This window comes from Kitasatospora sp. NPDC032150, assembly GCF_055579945.1.
Genome location: NZ_JBVIMH010000030.1, coordinates 44,862 through 64,791 on the forward strand (window position 1 = coordinate 44,862; position 19,930 = coordinate 64,791).

Here is a 19,930-nt window from a genome sequence, read left to right on the forward strand (position 1 = left end):
GCCCAGCGCGCGGCCGACGGTCCTCGATCCCGGCCGCCCCGGCGCACCCGTCACCGCCGCGGGCGCACCGGTCACCGCCCGGGCCAGGTGACCCGGCCGGCCGTGCGGTCCGCCGGGTCCTGGCGGGCTCACCCAGGGCCGCGGCCGCGGAAGGCCCGGCGGTAGTCGCGCGGGGCGACGCCGATCCGGCGGACGAAGGCGGGGCGCAGCGAGACCGCCGAGCCGAAGCCGCAGCGGGTCGCGATCTCGTCCACCGGCAGGTCCGTCTCCTCCAGCAGGCGCTGGGCCGCCAGGACGCGTTGCTCCAGCAGCCAGCGCAGGGGCGGAGTCCCGGTGGCGGCGGTGAAGTTACGGGCGAAGGAGCGCTCGGACATGGCCGCCAGCTTCGCCAACTTGCCTACCGTCCAGGGCGCTTCGAGGGTACCGAGCACGGTGGCCCGGACCGCCGCCAGCGGGTCGCCGTCGGCGCCGCCCACGGGTACCGGCGAGGGGATGAACTGGGCCTGCCCGCCGGAGCGGAACGGCGCGGTGACCATCGCCCGGGCGATCTCCGCCGCCGCCTGCTGGCCGTGTGCCGAGCGGACCAGGTGCAGGCAGAGGTCGATCCCGGCGGCGACCCCGGCCGAGGTCCAGATCTCGCCGTCGCCGGTGAACAGCACTTCCGGGTCCACCTCCACCGCCGGGTGGCGACGGGCGAGCTCGGGAGCCAGCGCCCAGTGGGTGGTGGCGCGGCGGCCGTCCAGCAGTCCGGCCTCGGCGAGGACGAAGGCCCCGGCACAGAGCGAGGCGATCGGCACGCCGCGCGCGTGGGCGGCCCGCAGCGCGTCCAGGATCCCGGGGTCGCGCGGCGCCGTCGGTTCCTCGACTCCGGGCACCAGGACCAGGTCGCAGTCGGCGAGCGCGTCCAGCCCGTGGTCGGGCAGCCGCTCCAGCCCGCCGCCGAGCCGCACCCGTACGCCCTCGGGCCCGCAGACCCGGAGCTCGAAGGGGGGCACATCGGGCCGGGCGTTCCGGTTGGCCCAGACCTCGCCGATCACGGCGTAGTCGAAGGCCCGTACGCCGTCGAAGAGCAGGCACCCCACCGTACGCATGGCGAACGGGCCGACCGCAGCACTCATGGCAGAAATCTATCGATCATCGGCGCTCCCGCCACTCACCACGTGCCACCCCGGGTCGCATGCTGAAGCCATGACGAACACCGCTCCTTTCGGCGCCCCGCTCCGCCTCACCGACGACGCCGTGCTGATCGTGATCGACGTCCAGCAGGGTTTCGAGGATCCCGTCCTCGGTGCCCGGGACAATCCCGAGGCCGAGCAGCGGATCGCCGAGCTGCTGGACCTCTGGCACTCCACCGGCCGCCCGGTCGTGGTGGTGCAGCACGAGACGACGGGCGGCACCCTGGACCGCGGCACCCCGGGGTACGAGCTCAAGCCCTTCGTGGCCGCGGCGAGCCGGGACCTGCACATCACCAAGACCGTGAACAGCGCCTTCTACGGCACCCCCGACCTGCACGAGTGGCTCCAACAGCGCGATGCCACCCAGTTGGTGACGGTCGGCATCATGACCAACGTCTGCAACGAGACCACCGCCCGGATGGGCGGAAACCTCGGCTACGACGTGGTCTTCCCGATCGACGCCATGCACACCTTCGACATGGCGGGCCCGGACGGCGGGAAGATCCCCGCCGCCGACCTCGCCCGCGCCACCGCCGCGACGCTGCACAGCATGCGGTTCGCCAAGGTGGTCACCACCAAGGACGTGCTGGCGGCGGGCGCGCCCGAGTAGCGGTCCTACCGGGGGCGGTGGAGGTACGGAGTGGTGGTGCCCAGCTCGACGAAGCCCAGCCGTTTCAGGATCGGGCGGCTCTGGTCGGAGGCGTCGACCTGGAGGTAGCGGTAGCCGCGCTCGGCGGCGAGGCGGGCGCGGTGGGCGACCATGGCCCGGTAGATGCCCCGGCCGCGCCACTCGGCGAGGGTGCCGCCGCCCCACAGCCCGGCGAACTCGGTGCCCTGGTTGAACTCCAGGCGCGCCGCGCACACCGGCTGCTCGCCCGCCATGGCCAGGACCACGATGAGCGACTCCGGGTCCTCGGTCAGCTGGTCGAGCAGCCGCTGCCGCAGCCGGGACCCGTCCGTGCCGAAGACCCGCTCGTGCACGTCCTTCACCAGGTCGATCCCGGCCGCACCGGTCACCGGCACCAGGCTTACGCCGTCCGGCGGTTCGGCCTCGGTGGACAGCGCCGCGACCGGGGCCACCAGCAGCGCCTCCGCGGGGTCCGGCACGAACCCGGCCGCCCGCAGCCGGTCACCGAGGTCGGCGGGCCGGTCGTGCGAGTAGAGCTTCCACTCGAACTCCACGCCCAGCGCGCCGAAGTGCCGCAGCTGCGACGCGATCGCCGCGTCGGCGGTGTCCTCGTCCAGCCCGGACCAGAGCACACCGTTCCACGCGTGTTGCGCGCCGGTCTGCCGCACCACGCCGTCCACCCGTTCGACCACGACCCCGGGGCCGTCGGGTACCGCGTCTCGCCTCATCTGCTGGTCGAAGAGCGCCAGCAATGCCTCACTGTCCATCACCCGGTACTCCAGCACCGGCCGGTGGTCACGGCAAGTCGTTTTCCCGCCGCGCCCAGAGGAAGCGGTAGGCCGTGCCCTCCTCGGCGTTGAGCAGTACGTACCGCCGCCCCGGGCCGGTGGCGACCTCGTGCAGCCTGGTCAGCAGCTCGGTCCGGTCCAGTACCGGCAGGCCGAGCGCCGCCGCCGTGGCGGTCTGGTCGGCGTGGAAGTCGGGGTGGTACTCAAGCAGTTCCTCCAGCGCCTCCTCGTCCGAGGCGAGGGTCCGCTCCAGGCTCTCGTCCAGACAGCTCTGCCAGTGCGGCGCGCCGATCAGCAGCCGGAGCAGCTCGGGGAGGCCGGCGGCGAGCAGCGTGGCTCCGCCCTCGGAGTCGGCGTAGAGGACCGGGCGTTCCTCGCCGCCCTCGCCGCAGAAGAAGTACGTGCCGCCCGCGCCGTCCTTCGCGATGCCCTCCAGCGCTTCGCCGGAGGCCAGCCGGACCTCCTCCACGTGGTCGTAGTAGGCGATGTCGAACTCGCCCGGCCAGCAGAGGAAGTCGGCGACGTCGTCGTTGTCCCGGATCAGCTCGAGAAATCCCATGCGCCGCACTCTAGGAGACGGCGCCCTCGGCAGGCGGAGCGGCCGTCCGGCGGATGGCGACCATGGCGGCGTCGTCGCCCAGCCTTCCCCGGACGTGCGCGAGCAGACCGTCCCTCAGGTACCGCAGCAGGTCCTCCGGATCGTCGCCCGACCACGCCGCCGCCCGCTCGGCGATCGGGTAGAAGGCACCCGCGTCGTCGCGCGCCTCGATCACACCGTCCGTGTACAGCAGGAGCAGGTCACCCGGACCGAATCCGAAGGTCACCGGTTCGAACTCGGCGAGGCCGAGGGCGATGCCCAGTCCCAGCGGCAGCGAGGACGGCGCCGTCAGCTCGCTCGTGCGGCCGTCCCGCACCAGCAGGGCCGGCGGATGGCCGCAGTCGACCAGGTGGACCAGTGGTTCGTCGTCGGGGATGTCGAGCACCATGGCGGTCACGAACGACTCGCCGTGCTCGGGCGTTTCGCGGTCGGAGCCGCACTGCCGCCACTGGACGGCATCCCAGTGGACGGCACCGTCGAGATGGATCCCCAGATTGGTCAGGGTGGCCTGCCGGTGGGCGGCGGCGCGGAACGCGCCGAGGACCAGCGACGCCAGGTTGATGGCGGCGAGGCCCTTGCCGCGGACGTCACCGATGATCATCCGGGTACCACCCGTCCTGCGGGCCGCGGCGTACAGATCACCGCCCATCTGCGCCTCGGCCTCGGCGGGGAGGTACAGCGAGGCGATCTGGAGCGGGCCCGCCCGGCCCGGCAGCGGCTGCAGCAGCACCTTCTGGGCCGCCGCCGCCACCGACCGCACCTTCGTCAGCTCACGCGAGTGCCGCTCCCGTACCAGGGTGAAGACCACCACCAGCGCGGAGACGACCACCAGAGCGGCGATCTGCACCTGGACGTTCTCGGTGCCGATCACGCCCCGCCGGAGACCGATCACGATCTGGCCGAGCACCGCGAGCACAGCGACCAGCGCCGTCCCCCGGGCCCGGGCGAACGACGCCGTGATCGCCGGGGCCGCCACCAGCAGCGGCCCCAGATGGACGTCGGGCGGGGCCAGGATGTCCACGACACAGACCACCACGATCAGCCCGAAGGGGATCAGCAGCAGCGACCGGCGGAGATGCGACCACAGCCGGAAGGACATGGGCCATAGTTACACCCAGGCACCCTCGCGCCCCGGGTGGACACGGCGTGCACTCGGGTTGTGCGCGCGGCAGCGCCCGCGCGCACTCGCCATTCAGCGCCCACCCGCGCCGTGCGCTCACCGGAGCTCGGTGCGCACCCACTCCGCCAGGACCTTGGCGCAGCCGTCCACCGACTCCCGCCAGCTGCGGGCGGCCCCCTCGTCGGCCTCGTCGCTGACGTGCTTGATCAGGCGGATCGGCACCCCCGCGCGCTGGGCGACGGTGGCGAGCGCGTAGCCCTCCATGTCGACCAGGTCGGCGCGCTCGGCCAGCCGGTCGCGGGCCTCGGGGTCGGAGACGAACAGGTCACCGGTGGCCAGCACCGGCCCGGGGGTCCCACTCACCGTGATCGGCGCGCCGTAGAGCCGGCCGCTGAGCGCGTAGAGCGCCGGGGTGTCGATGTCGTGCTGGATCACCTGCGCCACCTGGTGGGTGCCGAACCAGCCGGGCCGCAGCGCACCGGCGGTACCCAGGTTGACGATCTCGGACGGGACCTCGCCGCGGGCCAGCACGGTGGCCAGCGAAGCGGCCGCGTTGACCTTCCCCATACCGGTGAGCAGCACGGGGAAGCTGTCGTCGAGGTGGACGGCCTCCTCCTGGACGGCGACGACGAGCAGCGGACGGTCGGGAGTGATCGTTCCAAGCAGACGCATGCGGTCCATGGTAGGCGCCGCCTCCACGCCCCGGCAGGTGCCGGTCAGGCACCAGGGCCGTCCCGGTCCGGGACCGGTTCCGCACGGCCGTACCCGCCGTGCCCGGTCACCGCTTAGGGTGCATCCACGTCGCCGACCGCCGGGCACCACCGCGGGCTCCGGCCGAACGGGGCACGGGAGTTGGGAACGGGCGAAGCTCAAGAGGCGCACAACTCGCGTGTGGCCGCCCGGGGCTGTGGCCATACTGCTTGGCAATGGGGGGCTCCGGTGAGGCGGGGCCGCCCTCGGGGGGAGGGTGGGGCAGGTGGCAGCACCGGCGCAGACCGCGAGAGCAGCACCCGGGCCGGCGGCGGCTCCAGTACCCGGACCGGCGGCGGTCCCCGTTCCGCGCGTGGTCCGGCGCGCCATGGCGTGGCCGCGCCGCGCCACCCGGACCGCACCCGCCCGACTGCGTACCGCCGCAGTCCTGTTGACCGCCCTGGTGCTGGCCTTCGGCGCGCTGACGGCCTGGCAGGCCGCCACCCGGGCCCGCGCGGCCGACCAGGTGGTGTCGCACAGTCAGCCGCTGAGCCAGAACGCCGCCGAGATCTACCGCTCGCTCGCCGACGCCGACGCCACCGCCGCGTCCGCCTTCCTGCTCGCGGGCGACGCGCCGCAGGCCGTCCGCGACCGCTACCACGCCGACCTGGACACCGCCGCCCGGCTGCTCGCCGAGGCCGCCGCCCGGGCCGGCTCCTCCTCCGAGGCCCAGCGGTGGGTCGCCACCCTGAACCGGCAACTCCCGCAGTACGCGGGCCTGGTGGAGACCGCCGGGGCGGACGACCGGCAGGGCCTGCCGCTCGGCGGAGCGTATCTGCGCTACGCGTCCGGCCGGATGCAGGACATCATGCTGCCCGCCGCCCAGCACCTCGCGGCGGTGGAGGCCGGGCGACTGGACGGCGACTACGGTGCCGCCGGCTCGTTCCCGTGGGCGGCCCTGGCGCTCGGACTGCTGACGCTCGCGGCACTGGTCCGCTGCCAGGTGCTGCTGCTGCGCCGGACCAACCGGGTGTTCACCCCGGGCCTGCTCGGCGCGAGTGCCGCCGTGCTGGCCGCACTGGTCTGGCTGACGGCGGGCAGCCTGTCCGCCGGGTCCGCCCTGGCGGACAGCCGGGCGAACGGCGCCGTCCCGCTGCGCACGCTCGACCAGGCCAGGATCGAGGCCCTCCAGTCGCACACGGCGGAGAACCTGGACCTGGTCGCCCGGGGCGCCTCCGACACCTACACCAGGCAGTGGTCCGCGCTGACCGCCTCGCTGGCCGGCCCGCCCGCCGCGGACGGCGCGAACGGCGGCGGGCGAAGTGGCGGCACCCTAGCCCGGGCCCGCTCGGGCGCGCCCGACGAGGCGGCCGCGGCCCTGGCAGAGGCCCAGACGCTCTTCGCCGCCTGGGACGACCGGCACGAGGCCGCCGCCAGGAGCAACGAACAGGGCGACTACGACGCCGCACTGCACGCCACGGTCGGCGGCACCGATGCCTCCGCGGAGAGCGCCTTCACCGCCCTGGACCAGCAGTTGGCCCGGGCGGCGACGGCGGAGCAGGCGGCGTTCACCCGCTCGGCCAGGGGCACCGACGGGGTGCTGGACGCGGTGGCGGCGGGGTCCGCGGTCCTGGCCGTGCTGGCGGCGGCCGGGGTGCTCCGCGGCCTCGGCCGCCGGCTGGCCGAGTACCGGTGAGGGGGCTGACGATGCGTAGCGCAGTGGCACGTACCGCGCGGCTGGGCGGCGTCGCCGCACTGGCGGCCTGGCTGCTCGGTGCGGGCGGCGCGGGCGGTCCGGGGGCGCTCGTCCGCACGGCGGCGCAGCGGCCCGGGGCCGTCGCGCCGCAGGCCGCCCCGGCCTCGGCGGGCGGCTGCGAGGACCGTACGCCGGCGCCGAGCCGCAGCGAGAGCGGGCCCAAGGTCCAGCAGATCAAGCAGCGCGGCACCCTGATCGTCGGGGTGGACCAGAACAGCTACCACTGGGGCTACCGCAACCCGCAGACCGGCCGGATCGAGGGCTTCGACATCGACCTGGCGCGGGCGGTGGCCAAAGCGCTGCTCGGCGATCCGGACAGGGTGACCTACCGGACCGTGCCGACGGCCAAACGTATGGAAGCCGTCAAGAACGGCCAGGTCGATCTCATCGCCCGTACGATGACGATCACCTGTGAGCGGTGGCAGGAGATCGCCTTCTCCGCCCCGTACTTCGCCTCCGGCCAGCGACTGGTGGTACCGAAGTCGGCCAAGGTCACCAGCCTGGCGCAGGGGCTCAGGGGCAGCCGCGCCTGCGTGGCCGACCAGTCGTCCTCGCAGGCGGTGCTCAGTCCCGGAGGGAACCGGAACCCCTACGGGACGGCCGGCGTCAGGGTGGTGGAGAACCAGCTGGACTGCCTGCTGCTGATGCAGCTGGGACAGGTGGACGCCACGCTCACCGACACCGCGCTGGCGGCCGCCCAGGCCGCGCAGGACCCGACGGTCGAGCAGGCCGGCGAGCAGATCGCCTTCGCCCACATGGGCATCGCGATGCGGAAGGAGGACACCGACCTGGTGGCGCGGGTGAACCAGGTGCTGGTGGACTACCGGGCGGACGGCGGCTGGCGGGCGAGCTACGACCACTGGCTGGCCGGGAGCATGGGGGCCGACCCGGCCGAGTACCTCAGGTGACCCGTCCGGAATAGTGGCGGCCATCGGAGCTGGACGTACGGACGAAGGAAGGACGGAGCGTTGGCAGGATCTGCTGGCCCGGTGATGAACCGGGAGGAGGTGGACCGCGCCCTGGCGCGGCTCGGTGCCGAGCGCGATGCCGTGGAGGCGGCGCTGCTGGCCCTGCAGGACCACCAGGGCCGCCGGCTGCTGGAGGGCGCCGCGCTGAGCGGGCGCACCGAGGAGCGCTGGTCCGTCGCCGCGCAGGGCCTGACGCTGCTCTGGGAGCTGTTCGACCGCTACTCGGAGGCGCTGGCCTCCGCCCGGGCGGTCCGCTCCCGCCGCAACCGTCCGGGCAGCGCCGAACTGGCCGAGCTGAGCGAGCTGCTCGGCGGCCCGGCCGTGACCGTCTCCGGCAGCCGACTGCCGGAGACGGTGGGCCCCGGGCCGGCCCGGCTGGTGGAGCGGATCAGCCTGGACGGGCTCATGGAGCGGATGAACGCCTGGTACGCCACCGTGCTCGAGGTGGTGAACGCCGCCGACGCGGTCTGGTCCGCGCTGCCCGCCCGGATAGACCTGCTGCTGGTCGAGCTGGGCCGGGTGCAGATGCTCGCCGTCTCGGTCGGCGTCCACCCGGGCAGCCACCCGCTCGGCGACGATCTGGCCGGTCTGGCCGAGGAGTTGACGACACTGCGGGCCGAGGTGCTGGCCGACCCGCTGGCGCTCTGGCGTCCGGCCCGGGTGCCTGCGCAGCGTGCCGGCGACACCCCCACCGGGGCCGGCCCGTTCGCCCCGGCCGCGGGTGTGGTCGACACCGAGCGCTTCGACCGGGCCGGGCGCGGCCTGGACGGCATCCGGGTCGAGCTGGAGGGGCTGCTCCGGCTGCGGGACGAGGCCCATGAGCGGTTGCAGCAGGTCGGCGATCTGCTGCAACGCGCCGACGCCACGCTCGCCGAGGCCCGCCGGGCCCGCGGCGAGGTGCTGGCGAAGATCGCCGCGACCGAGGTGCCGGCCGTGCCGGGGCCCGCCTCGGCGCTGCGCGAACGGATCGTCCAGGCGGTGGAGTTGCAGCAGACCGGCCAGTGGCACCGGTTGGCACCCCTGCTGGACACCCTGGAGGACGCCGCCGCCAAGGAGCTCGCCCGGGCCCGGCAGTCGCTCACCGAGGTCGCCCAACCACTCGCGCTCCGGGCCGAGTTGCGCGGGCGACTGGAGGCGTACAAGGCGATGGCCGCCCGGCTCGGCCTGGCCGAGGACCCGGAGGTGGTCGAGCGCTTCGAGAAGGCCCGCTGGCTGCTGTGGAGCGCGCCGTGCGACCTGCGGGCGGCGGCGGAGGCGGTGAACCGCTTCCAGCAGTCGATAAGACCCGCCCGACCGCCGGCGCCGCGGCCCGAGGCGGGCGGGCCGGTTGACCGACCGGCGATCGGGTACCAGGACGAACGGGGGACATGAGATCCATGGGCGAGGCATGTGTACGGCCGGAGTGCTCCGGCTCCGGAACGATCGACGCGGACGGCTACTGCGACGAGTGCGGGCTCGCCCCCGCGGCGAGTGCCGCCGCGGCCGCCTCCACCGGCGCTGGGGCCGCTCCGGCCCGGCGGCCGGGCCCGGGTGACGGGTGCGCCAGGGGCGAGTGCACCGGGACGGTGGACGCGGACGGCTACTGCGACGAGTGCGGCCTGGCCCCGCTGGAGACGGGCACCCCGACCCAGCCGTACCTGCCGTCGGCCCGCACCGCCTCCCCGGACTCCAGCCGCTCGGCGCGGACCATGTCGGGCCGTTCCCGTTCGCACCGCTCCACCCGTACCGGCAGCGGCCGTTCGCTCTCGGTGCGCAGCAGCAAGGGCGGCAGCAAAGGCACGGCACGGCGCGGCAACCTGGGCGCCGGCCTGGTGACGGTGCCTCCGGTGCCCCGGCCCGACCCGGCGGCGGCCGTGCTGACGGACCCGCAGGTGCCCGAGCACAAGCGGTTCTGCAGCAAGTGCGACACCCCGGTGGGCCGGGAGAAGAACGGCCGGCCCGGCCGGCCCGAGGGCTTCTGCACCAAGTGCGGCACGCCGTACTCGTTCACGCCCAAGCTGGTCCGCGGCGACCTGGTCGGCGGCCAGTACGAGGTGCTCGGCTGCCTGGCCCACGGCGGTCTCGGCTGGATCTACCTGGCGGTGGACCGGCGGGTCAGCGACCGATGGGTGGTGCTCAAGGGCCTGCTGGACACCGGCGACGAGGACGCCCTGGCGGTGGCGATAGCGGAACGCCGCTTCCTGGCCGAGGTGGATCACCCGAACATCGTCCGCATCATCAACTTCGTCGAGCACCCCGATCTGCGCACCGGCTCCACCGACGGCTACATCGTGATGGAGTACGTGGGCGGCAAGTCGCTCAAGGACATCGCCAACGAGCGCCGCACCCCCGACGGCCGCCGCGATCCGCTGCCGGTGGAGCAGGCCATCGCGTACGCGCTGGAGGCGCTGCCCGCGCTGGGCCATCTGCACAGCCGGGGGCTGGTCTACTGCGACTTCAAGATCGACAACGTGATCCAGGCCGAGGACTCGCTCAAGATCATCGACATGGGCGCCGTCCGCCGCTTCGACGACGAGGGCCCGATCTACGGCACGGTCGGCTACCAGGCCCCGGAGATCGCCACCCACGGCCCCTCCCCCGCCTCCGACCTCTACACCGTGGCGCGCACCCTGGCCGTGCTCACCTTCGACTTCCAGGGCTACTCGACCGCCTACCGCTACGACCTGCCCGACCCCGAGCAGGTCCCGGTCTTCGACCGGTACGAGTCGTACTACCGCTTCCTGGTCCGAGCCACCGATCCGGACCCGGCCCGCCGGTTCGCCTCCGCCGAGGAGATGGCCGACCAGCTGACCGGCGTGCTGCGCGAGGTGCTGAGCCTTCAGGACGGGCGGGCCAGACCCGCCGCCTCCACCCTTTTCGGCCCCGAACTACGGGTGGTGGACACCGAGTTGGCCACCGGGCCGCTGGACGGTGCAGCCGCCGCGCTGGCCCTGCCGGTACCCCGGGTCGACCCAGGTGACCCGGGTGCCGGATTCCTCGCCACCCTGGTCGCCGGCTCGCCCGCCGAGGCGCTGGCCGCCCTGGCCGCCGCACCGGTCCCCTCGGTCGAGCTGCGGCTGCGCGAACTGCGCGCCCACCTGGAGCTGCGGGACGGCGCCGCGGTGGACGCCGCACTGCACGCCCTGGCGCAGGAGTACCCGGACGACTGGCGGGTGGTCTGGTACCGGGGGCTGGCGGCGCTGGTGATCCCCGCACCGGACCCTGCCCCTCGGCCCGCCCGGACCGCCGAGGCGGCCGAGGCCTTCGACGCCGTCTACGACGCGTTCCCAGGCGAGGCCGCGCCCAAGCTGGCTCTGGCCCTCTGCGCCGAACTGGCCGGCTCGGGCGAGGACGCGGCCGAGTTCTACCGGCTGGTCGGCAGCACCGACCCGGCCTACGTCAGTGCCGCCTTCGGCCTGGCCCGGGTCCGGCTGGCCGCCGGCGACCGGCCGGGCGCGGTGCGGGCACTGGAGGCGGTGCCGGAGGTGTCGACGCACTACACCGCCGCCCGGATCGGCGCCGTCCGGGCCCGACTGCGCGGCCGGGCCGCGGGTGATCCGCTCGGCCCCGACCTGGTCCGCTGCTCCGAGCAGCTGGCCGGACTCACCCTGGACGACCGGCGGAGCGAGGAACTGGCGGTCGAGGTGCTCGACAGCGCGTTGGCCTGGGTGCTGGCCGGGCGGCCGGGAGCGGGCCCGGACGCCGCCGTTCGGGTGCTCGGACATCCGGCCGGTGAACGGGAACTGCGCTTCGCTCTGGAACACTCCTACCGAGTGCTGGCCCGGTTGTCCGACCGGACCGAGACCAGGATCGAGATGGTGGAACGGGCGAACCGGGCCCGTCCCCGAACGTGGGTGTGAGTGCGATGCCGCAGCAGACCGTGTGCCCGAGCTGTGCCGAACCGTTGGAGGTGGAGGACGTCTTCTGCGGCGCCTGCGGCCGGAACCTGAACGAACCGGAGCCCCCCGCCGCCCCGGAGCCCCCCGCCGACCCCGAAGCCGGCTCGGGCCCCGCGGCCGGCGCGCCGTCGGCCTGTGTGCACTGCGGTGCCGCCGAGGTCGCCCGCGACGGGTACTGCGAGTCCTGCGGCGGCGTGCAGCCCCGGCCGCGCGACCACCAGGAGCGCTCGATCACCGGCGTCGCCGGCGTCACCGACCGCGGTCTGCGCCACCACCGCAACGAGGACGCGTTCACCGTGGCCGCCACCTCACTGCCCGGCGGCGAGCCGGCCGTGGTCGCGGTGGTCTGCGACGGCGTCTCCTCCTCCGCCCGGCCCGACGAGGCGTCGAAGACCGCCGTCGACGCCGCCTCCGAGTCCCTTCTGACCGCCCTGGAGCACGGCGAGGAGCCCGAGGCCGCGATGTGCGCCGCCATCGAGACGGCCGCGCGCGCCGTCTCCGAGCTGGCGCAGGACGGAACGCTCACGCCGGGTGGCAGCCTCAACGCGCCGGCCTGCACCTACGTCAGCGCGATCGCGGCCGGCGGACGGGTCACCATCGGCTGGGTCGGCGACACCCGGGCGTACTGGATCCCGGACGACCGGGTCGCCGCCGTCCCGTTCCGGCTCACCGAGGACGACTCCTGGGCCGCCAGGATGGTCGCCGCCGGCCTGATGAGCGAGGCCGAGGCGTACGCCGACCCGCGCGCGCACGCCATCACCGGCTGGCTCGGCGCGGACGCGGAGGAGCTCGAACCGCACACCGTCGGCTTCACCCCGCACGTCCCCGGCGTGCTGCTGATCTGCACCGACGGCCTGTGGAACTACGCCGAGGCCGCCACCGACCTGGCCTCCTTCGTCCGCGCCGACGCCCGCACCGAACCGCTGGCAGCCGCGCAGGCGCTGGTGAGGTTCGCGGTCGCCGCCGGCGGACACGACAACATCACCGTCGCCGTCCTCCCGATCGACCCGCCCGCCATCGAGCCCGCTCCCACGCTGGTGGACTTCCAGCCCTTCCGGACCCTGCCGGACCAGCCCTCCCCGGCGGCCACCACCAGGCCCTGACGCCCCATCAGGCCGATCCGTACCCGCACCACCATCTCCCCCGGCTCACTCACCGCTCTACTTCACTCAACGTTCGACAGGAGCAGCGATGGCCACTCAGTCCAACTCGCACCCGGGTTTCAGCGTCGACATCTTCCAGAACGAGTACCTGGCCGACGGTGCTCGCGAGGTGAACGCGATCGTCACCGTCACCGCAACCGGCACCGCCACCGGCACCGCGGCCGGGCTGCCGTCCGCCGACGGCGCGCGCGGCGCGGACTCGGCGGTGGTGATCATGGTCGACTGCTCGGGTTCGATGGACTACCCGCCCACGAAGATGCGCAACGCCCGCGAGGCCACCGCCGTGGCGATCGACGCCCTGCGGGACGGCGTCGCCTTCGCCGTGGTCAAGGGCACCCACGAGGCCGTCGAGGTCTACCCGGGCGAGGGGCGGCTGGCCGTCGCCGGCCAGGCCACCCGCGAGCAGGCCAAGCAGGCCCTGCGCAAGCTCGACCCGGCCGGCGGCACCGCGATCGGGACCTGGCTGTCGCTGGCGGACCGGCTCTTCGAGACCCGGCCCGACATCGCCATCCGGCACGGCATCCTGCTCACCGACGGCCGCAACGAGCACGAGAAGCCCCGCGAACTGCAGCGCGTCCTGGACGAGGTCACCGGCAGGTTCACGGTGGACTGCCGCGGCGTCGGCACCGACTGGGAGATCGACGAGCTGCGCCGGATCTCCTCCGCCCTGCTCGGCACGGTGGACATCGTCGCGGAGCCCTCCGGCCTGGCCGAGGACTTCCGCAGCATGATGGAGAAGACCATGGGCAAGCAGGTCGCCGACGTGGCACTGCGGTTGTGGACCCCGGCCAACGCGGTGGTCAAGTACGTCAAGCAGGTCGCCCCGACGGTCGAGGACCTGACCGGGCGCCGGGCGGAGGCCGGGCCGCGCGCCGGCGACTACCCCACCGGTTCCTGGGGCGACGAGAGCCGCGACTACCACGTCTGCGTCGAGGTCCCGAACGCCCCGGTCGGCAACGAGATGCTCGCCGCCCGGATCAGCCTGGTCCTCCCTCGACCCGACGGCGGCTCCGAGGTGCTCTCCCAGGGCCTGGTCCGGGCGATCTGGACCGATGACCTGGTCTCCTCCACCCGGATCAGCCCGCAGGTGGCCCACTACACCGGCCAGGCCGAGCTCTCCGCGGCCGTCCAGGAAGGCATGGCCGCGCACCGGGCGGGGGACGTGGACCGTGCCACCGCCAAGTTGGGCATCGCCGTGCGGCTCGCCCACGAGACCGGCAACGAGGGCACGTTCAAGCTGTTGCAGAAGGTGGTCGACGTAGTGGACGCGAAGGAGGGTACGGTTCGGTTCCGTAAGAACGTGAGCGAGGCCGACTCGATGACTCTTGAGACCCGGTCGACCAAGACGGTACGGGTGAAGAAATGACCGGTTCAGCCGAGCGTGGCGGACCTGCCGGAATGTGGGGGAACTGATGCCGATCTGCCCGAGGGGCCATGAGTCGCAGGCCGAGGACTGGTGCGACTTCTGCGGCTTCCCGATGACCCCGCCGCCGGGCGTGGCCGTCCCGGGCTCGGCCCCGTTCGGCGGTCCGGGCGCGCCCGGGTCATCCGGCATGCCCGGTTCGGGCGCTCCGCACGGGGCCCCGCCCGGTGGCCGCCCCATGGGCGCGCCGGCCGGCGGGCCCGTCCCGCCGGCTCCCCCGCGGCCGCCGATGGCACCGCCGCCCTTCGCCGCCCCGCACGAGCCGACGGCACCGCTGGTCACCTGCCCGATCTGCCGCACCCCGCAGACCGGGCGGTACTGCGAGGAGTGCGGGTACGACTACGACCTCTCCGCCCCCTCGAGCCACCAGCAGCCCCCGGCTCCCCAGGCCGGCCCGGCCGGCCCGGCCCAGGGCGGCGGTTACGGCTACCCGCCCCCCGCGCCCGCGCCGTACCAGCCGCCGACCCCGCCGCCGGGCCCCGCCCCCAGCCCGTACCAACCGCCGACCCCGCCGCCCGCGCCGGCACCGGAGCCCCCGCCGTTCCCCGCGCCCGGCCCGGCACCGTTCGAGGGCGGCGACCCGTACGCGCGGCGCGATCCGTACGCCCAGCCGCAGGCCGCGCCGTACGAGAACGCCGCCCCGTACCCGCGGGAGCCGTTCGCGAAGCCGGATCCGTTCGCCAAGGCGGACCCGTTCGCGAAGGCGGATCCGTTCGCCAAGGCCGCGCCGTACGAGGGCGGGCAGACGTACGAGCAGGCCTCGGCGTTCCCGGATCCGGACGGCTTCGAGCGGACCGGCCCGGTCTACGCGCAGCCCGGGCCGACGGCTCCGGGCGACGAGTTCGGGACGTCGTTCCGCCTCGCGCCGCCCGCGAACGCACCCTCCGCGCCGCAGCAGCAGCCGCCCGCACGTGCCACCTGGATAGCGGTGGTCAGCGCCGACCGCGACTACTTCACCGACATGATGGCGCGCAGCGGCCCCGAGGCCGCCGGACTGTTCTTCCCGCCGTACTGCCCCGAGCGCCGGATCCCGCTGACCGGCCGCGGCCAGCTGCGGATCGGGCGCCGCAGCCAGCACCGGGGCACCGTCCCGGAGATCGACCTGTCGGTGGCGCCGGAGGATCCGGGTGCCTCGCACCAGCACGCCCTGCTGGCTGAACAGAACGACGGCAGCTGGGTGCTGGTGGACCAGGACTCCACCAATGGCACCACGGTCAACGGCGGCCCCGACCCGGTGCCGCCGCACACCGCGATCCCACTGACGGACGGCGACCGCATCCACGTCGGCGCCTGGACCACCATCACCCTGCACCGCTCCTGACGTGGCATCGCCTCGACTGGGCGTCAGATCGACGCCCTGCCGGGTGGGGCCCGCCTCCAACGGGCCCCACCCGGTCACGATTTCACCAAGCACGCTGCTCTGACCTGCGCGGAAATCCCTTCGCCCTCTAGGGTTCAGGACATGACTGCAGCTATATCCGCTGACGGGATCCGGAAGCGGTACGGGGATGTCCAGGCTGTCGACGGGGTGTCACTCACCGTCGAGACTGGCGAGTTCTACGGGATTCTCGGCCCGAACGGGGCCGGGAAGACCACCACCCTCGAAATCCTCGAGGGTATCCGCGAGGCCGACGAGGGCCGCATCGAGTTGCTGGGGCTGTCGCCCTGGCCGCGCAACAGCAAACTGCTGCCGCGCATCGGCGTACAGTTCCAGGCCTCGGCCTTCTTCAACAAACTGACCGCCCGTGAGACCATCCGAACCTTCGCGTCCTTCTACGGGGTGGGCCCCAAGCGGGCCGACGCGATGTTGGAGCGGGTGGGACTGACCGACTCCGCCTCCGTCCTCACCGACAAGATGTCCGGCGGCCAGGCCCAACGCCTGTCCATCGCCTGCGCGTTGGCGCACGACCCGGAGCTGGTCTTCCTGGACGAGCCCACCACCGGCCTCGACCCGCAGGCCCGCCGCAACCTCTGGGACCTGCTCCGGGACATCAACGCCGAGGGCCGTACGGTCGTCCTGACCACCCACTACCTGGACGAGGCCGAGGTGCTCTGCGACCGGGTCTCGGTGATGGACCACGGCAAGGTGCTGAAGACCGGCGCCCCGGCTGCGCTGGTCCGCGAGATCGACGACACCGTGCGGGTGAGCGTCGAGTCCGGTCAGCTCACCGCCGCGCGGGCGCGCGAGCTGTTCGGCGCGGCCGACGCCGAGATCGCCAACCTGGAGGACAACGGGGTCTCGCTGTCCGTCTCCACCCGCGCCCCGGCGCCGGTGCTGTCGGTGCTCGCGGAGCAGAACGCCCTGCGCGGCCTGGAAGTACGCGGAGCCACTCTGGAGGACGTCTTCCTCCAGCTGACCGGACGGGAGTACCGGGCATGAGCACGACCTCGGCCACGGCACAGCAGACACCGACCGGAGGGCAGCCGGCGGAGCAGGAACGGGTGAGCGCCTTCGCGGGGATCGCCAGGGTGATGCTGCTCGGCTTCCTGCGGGACCGCGGGACCGTGTTCTTCACGCTGGTCCTCCCGCTGCTGTTCCTGGTGCTCTTCGGCAGCCTCTACAAGAACTCCAGCACCCCTCAGGTGAGGGTCGCCCAGGTCGGCGCGGTGCAGCTGCTCGACCAGGTGCCGAGCGAGGTGCACGCGCAGCTGGACAAGACCCTCAAGATCACCAAGTACTCGGACGAGGCCTCCGCCCTGGAGAAGGTGCGAAAGGGCCAGCTGGACGGCCTGGTGGAGTCCGGGCCGAACGGACAGGTCGTCCTCCGCTTCAGCGCCTCCGACCAGGTCAAGGCCGGCAGTGTGCAGGCCATCCTGAGCTCGGTCGTCGAGTCGGCCAACCAGGCCGCCTCCGGGAAGGCCCCGGCCTACACACTGGCGGCCAGCCAGGTCGAGGACGACTCGATCAAGACGATCCAGTTCCTCACCCCCGGCCTGCTCGCCTACGCGATCGCCATGGGTGCGGTGTACGGGTCCTCGTTCACCCTGGTCACCTGGCGCAAGAAGCGGGTGCTGCGACGGCTGCGGCTGACCCCGGTCTCGCCGCTGGCCATCGTCGGTGCCCGGGTCGGCATCAGCGTGCTGGTGGCGCTGGCCCAGACCGGGCTCTTCCTGCTGGTCGCCACCACGCCGTACTTCGGTCTGAAGCTGACCGGCAACTGGTGGCTGATCGTGCCGCTGGTGCTCTGCGCCACCATCGCGTTCATGTCGATCGGTCTGGTCACCGGATCCATCGCCAAGTCCGAGGAGGCGGCGAACGGCATCAACCAGATCATCGTCCTGCCGATGTCCTTCCTGGGCGGCGCGTTCATCCCGCTGGACGTCGCGCCCGGCTGGCTGCAGACCGTCTCTCGCGCCCTGCCGCTGCGGTACATGATCGAGCCCGCCAAGTCGGTGCTGAGCAAGGGCGGCGGCCTGATGGACGTACTCCCGTCCATGGGCATCCTGCTCGCCTTCGCCGCCGTGATGTCCCTGATCGCGTCCCGCTTCTTCAACTGGGACGACGCGTAGTCGTCGGGACGGCGCTTGACCAGTGCGGCGACGCGTGGCCGCTGGGACAGCGCTTGACCAATGAGGCGGCGCGTGGCTGCTGGGACGGCGCGTAGCCGCACGCTCCCGGCCGCACCGGGCCACCCCGCAGGGGTCGTACGCCGAAAGACCGGTGTACGGCCCCTGCGGCCGTCTGCGACCATGGTCGGGTGAATGACACCCCACGTGGCACGCTCAGCGAGGAGACCTTTTACGACGCCGTCGGCGGTGAGCCGACCTTCCGACGGCTGGTGCACCGCTTCTACCAGGGCGTCGCCGAGGACGAACTGCTGCGGCCGATGTACCCCGAGGAGGACCTGGGCCCCGCCGAGGAGCGGTTGGCCCTGTTCCTGATGCAGTACTGGGGCGGCCCCCGCACCTACAGCAACGAGCGCGGCCACCCGCGACTGCGGATGCGGCACGTGCCGTTCCGGGTGGACCGGGCCGCCCACGACGCCTGGCTGAAGCACATGCGGGTGGCCGTGGACGAGCTGCGGCTCCCCGCCGACGCCGAACGCCAGCTGTGGGACTACCTGACCTACGCCGCCGCGTCGATGATCAACACTTCCGGCTGACGGCAACCCCGGCAGCACCTGGCGGGTCCGGTATGCCGACGGCAGCCGGACGGGTCGGTACGCCGACGGCGACCTCAACGGCACCCGCCAACACCCGGGCCGGCCCGGGCGACAGGGCCAGTCAGTCGAGGAACAGGATCCGTCAGTGCAGCGGGCTGAGGCCCAGTCCGGAGCCCGGCGCCGCGGCAGTGCGCACCGCCACCGACCCGGCCGGAGCGCTCAGCCGCAGCCAGGCCCCGGCCCGGTGCACGGTGAGCGGGACGGCTGGGCGCAGGAACCCCATCACATACGCGGCGTGCACCGCCCGCAGCGGCACCTCGGGCGCGGCCGTCAGCGGACGGGACCAGATCTCGTCGGCCAGCCCGTCCAGTACGGCACGGGTCCGGTGGTGCTCGGGCACCGCCTCGCTGCGCGTCTTGAACTCACTCACCGCCGCCATCAGTTCGGGGAAGACCCGCAACGCGGGCGGCTCGGCCAGCAGCTGCCACCCGGTGCGGGGCGGCAGCAGGCCGGCCCAGGCGGGCCCGGTCACGGCAGCGGGGACCGGAACGGTGCCGGTCTGCTCGTCGACGGACTCCAGCAACTGGCCCGCGGAGACCGTGACATCGGTCGGCCCGCCCAACTCGGCCAGCCTCGCCGTACGGATCGCCAGTGCGCCCGAACTCCCCAGCGGCAGCCGTCCGAAGACCGCCAGCACCCCGCCGCCCGGCACCCCCGTCCCGCTGCCGGGCCCGGCCGACGGCACGGCCTGCAGGCGCACCGCGGCCGCCCGGTCGAAGCGCAGCAACCGCTCCAGGAAGGCGACCAGGTCGGCGGCCTCCCCCGCATCGGCGAGTATCAGGCGGACTGGCGTGTTCAACGGATCAGCTCACTCGGTGCAGGGGACTGTTCTCAAGGGACTCGGTACACGGCGTTCGCTGGTCAACCGCCGGCGACCGGCGTTCGGTGGTCAGCGACCGGCAGCCGCCGACCGCCGCACCGGTACGGGCTGCCGCCCGCTAGACGGCGGCAGCGACGGTGCCGGCGACGGCGGCCACCTCGTCCGCGCCGTCCATGAAGGCGCTGAGGAACTTCCGCTCCACCGGGCTGATCCGGCGCGGCCGCCCCTCCGCCAGGTTGTACGGGACGACGACGGTGGACGCCTCGACGTAGATCGTCTCGGTGCCGTCCTCGTTGATGTCCTTGATCTGGTACGAGACGGTCAGCGAGGCACCACCGATCGCGGTCACCCAGGTCTCGATGGTGACCGGCGTGGGCCGGTGGACCAGCGGACGCTTGTAGTCGATCTCGTGCCGCGCCACCACGGAGCCGCCCGCGAACTCCCCGGCCCCGGCGGCGGTGGCCTGGGTGAACATGAAGTCGATCCGGGCCTCCTCCAAGTAGCGCACGAAGACCGCGTTGTTGACGTGCCCGAAGGCGTCCATGTCGGACCACCGCAACGGGCAGGCGTAGATGTGGCGTGCCACGAGTCTCTCCTTCAATCCGGACACCCGTCGGCGGGTGTCCGCCGACGGGCCGGCCACTGGCCGGCTATCCGCCGGCCAGCGTCCCGGTGGGGGGGTCGTGGACCCGCGCGGGAGGGGTGGTTTCTGGTTTGTCGTAGGATGTGTGGGTCGCCCCCATATAGACTTCTTATGGGG

General features: G+C 73.4%; 18 protein-coding genes. 11 read left to right on the forward strand and 7 right to left on the reverse strand.

The features are described 5' to 3' along the window. Positions 1–128 precede the first annotated feature (128 nt). Positions 129–1,118: a GlxA family transcriptional regulator gene (locus tag ACZ5ON_RS27925; protein WP_465598397.1), complete on the reverse strand. Its 990-nt coding sequence runs from the start codon at positions 1,116–1,118 to the stop codon at positions 129–131. 70 nt (positions 1,119–1,188) lie between these two features. On the opposite strand from ACZ5ON_RS27925, the gene ACZ5ON_RS27930 reads away from it, so the two are divergent. Beyond that, positions 1,189–1,785, forward strand: coding sequence for a cysteine hydrolase family protein (locus tag ACZ5ON_RS27930; protein ID WP_465598400.1), 597 nt, complete (start codon positions 1,189–1,191; stop codon positions 1,783–1,785). Between the two features lie 5 nt (positions 1,786–1,790). On the opposite strand, the gene ACZ5ON_RS27935 is transcribed toward ACZ5ON_RS27930, so the two are convergent. The 4 genes from ACZ5ON_RS27935 to ACZ5ON_RS27950 form a co-directional block, all read right to left on the reverse strand. After that, the gene (locus tag ACZ5ON_RS27935; RefSeq protein ID WP_465598403.1) at positions 1,791–2,570 is read right to left on the reverse strand and encodes a GNAT family N-acetyltransferase; all 780 of its coding nucleotides are present in this window, start codon (positions 2,568–2,570) and stop codon (positions 1,791–1,793) included. A 28-nt stretch (positions 2,571–2,598) separates the two neighbouring features. Continuing rightward, a complete protein-coding gene (locus ACZ5ON_RS27940) occupies positions 2,599–3,150 on the reverse strand; it encodes a hypothetical protein (protein WP_465598406.1) in 552 nt (183 codons plus the stop codon). Between the two features lie 10 nt (positions 3,151–3,160). Next, the gene (locus ACZ5ON_RS27945) at positions 3,161–4,288 is read right to left on the reverse strand and encodes a PP2C family protein-serine/threonine phosphatase (protein WP_465598409.1); all 1,128 of its coding nucleotides are present in this window, start codon (positions 4,286–4,288) and stop codon (positions 3,161–3,163) included. Positions 4,289–4,405: 117 nt separating this feature from the next. After that, positions 4,406–4,981 (reverse strand): nucleosidase, encoded by a 576-nt coding sequence (locus tag ACZ5ON_RS27950; RefSeq protein ID WP_465598412.1) that lies wholly within the window; start codon positions 4,979–4,981, stop codon positions 4,406–4,408. 406 nt (positions 4,982–5,387) lie between these two features. Here ACZ5ON_RS27950 and ACZ5ON_RS27955 point away from each other — a divergent pair, with 406 nt between their 5' ends. The 10 genes from ACZ5ON_RS27955 to ACZ5ON_RS28000 all read left to right on the forward strand — a co-directional run bounded on the left by ACZ5ON_RS27955 (position 5,388) and on the right by ACZ5ON_RS28000 (position 18,290). Continuing rightward, positions 5,388–6,695 carry a hypothetical protein gene (locus ACZ5ON_RS27955; protein ID WP_465598415.1) on the forward strand — a complete coding sequence of 436 codons (1,308 nt, stop codon included), beginning with the start codon at positions 5,388–5,390 and terminating at the stop codon, positions 6,693–6,695. A gap of 11 nt (positions 6,696–6,706) precedes the next feature. Next, entirely contained in the window at positions 6,707–7,663 is a 957-nt protein-coding gene (locus tag ACZ5ON_RS27960; RefSeq protein WP_465598418.1) for a glutamate ABC transporter substrate-binding protein, read from the forward strand. 84 nt (positions 7,664–7,747) lie between these two features. After that, positions 7,748–9,094 (forward strand): hypothetical protein, encoded by a 1,347-nt coding sequence (locus tag ACZ5ON_RS27965; protein WP_465598531.1) that lies wholly within the window; start codon positions 7,748–7,750, stop codon positions 9,092–9,094. After that, a complete protein-coding gene (locus tag ACZ5ON_RS27970; RefSeq protein ID WP_465598421.1) occupies positions 9,091–11,562 on the forward strand; it encodes a serine/threonine-protein kinase in 2,472 nt (823 codons plus the stop codon). The genes ACZ5ON_RS27965 and ACZ5ON_RS27970 overlap by 4 nt, the downstream gene beginning before the upstream one ends. A 5-nt stretch (positions 11,563–11,567) precedes the next feature. Further along, positions 11,568–12,704, forward strand: a complete 1,137-nt coding sequence (locus ACZ5ON_RS27975; RefSeq protein ID WP_465598424.1) for a PP2C family protein-serine/threonine phosphatase — start codon at positions 11,568–11,570, stop codon at positions 12,702–12,704. Positions 12,705–12,792: 88 nt separating this feature from the next. After that, the gene (locus ACZ5ON_RS27980) at positions 12,793–14,130 is read left to right on the forward strand and encodes a vWA domain-containing protein (protein WP_465598428.1); all 1,338 of its coding nucleotides are present in this window, start codon (positions 12,793–12,795) and stop codon (positions 14,128–14,130) included. A 46-nt stretch (positions 14,131–14,176) separates the two neighbouring features. Next, positions 14,177–15,508, forward strand: coding sequence for an FHA domain-containing protein (locus tag ACZ5ON_RS27985; RefSeq protein WP_465598431.1), 1,332 nt, complete (start codon positions 14,177–14,179; stop codon positions 15,506–15,508). A gap of 141 nt (positions 15,509–15,649) precedes the next feature. Further along, on the forward strand, positions 15,650–16,567 hold the full coding sequence (locus ACZ5ON_RS27990; protein WP_465598434.1) for an ABC transporter ATP-binding protein: 918 nt from the start codon (positions 15,650–15,652) through the stop codon (positions 16,565–16,567). After that, positions 16,564–17,697, forward strand: a complete 1,134-nt coding sequence (locus ACZ5ON_RS27995; RefSeq protein ID WP_465598437.1) for an ABC transporter permease — start codon at positions 16,564–16,566, stop codon at positions 17,695–17,697. Before ACZ5ON_RS27990 ends, ACZ5ON_RS27995 begins: the two co-directional genes overlap by 4 nt. Before the next feature lie 188 nt (positions 17,698–17,885). Then, entirely contained in the window at positions 17,886–18,290 is a 405-nt protein-coding gene (locus tag ACZ5ON_RS28000; protein ID WP_465598440.1) for a globin, read from the forward strand. 142 nt (positions 18,291–18,432) lie between these two features. Here ACZ5ON_RS28000 and ACZ5ON_RS28005 read toward each other — a convergent pair whose 3' ends face one another. Together ACZ5ON_RS28005 and ACZ5ON_RS28010 are read right to left on the reverse strand one after the other, a co-directional pair. Further along, complete coding sequence (locus tag ACZ5ON_RS28005) at positions 18,433–19,149, reverse strand: DUF8010 domain-containing protein (protein WP_465598443.1); 717 nt, start codon at positions 19,147–19,149, stop codon at positions 18,433–18,435. Positions 19,150–19,288: 139 nt separating this feature from the next. Beyond that, the gene (locus ACZ5ON_RS28010) at positions 19,289–19,756 is read right to left on the reverse strand and encodes an acyl-CoA thioesterase (RefSeq protein WP_465598446.1); all 468 of its coding nucleotides are present in this window, start codon (positions 19,754–19,756) and stop codon (positions 19,289–19,291) included. Positions 19,757–19,930: the final 174 nt, after the last annotated feature.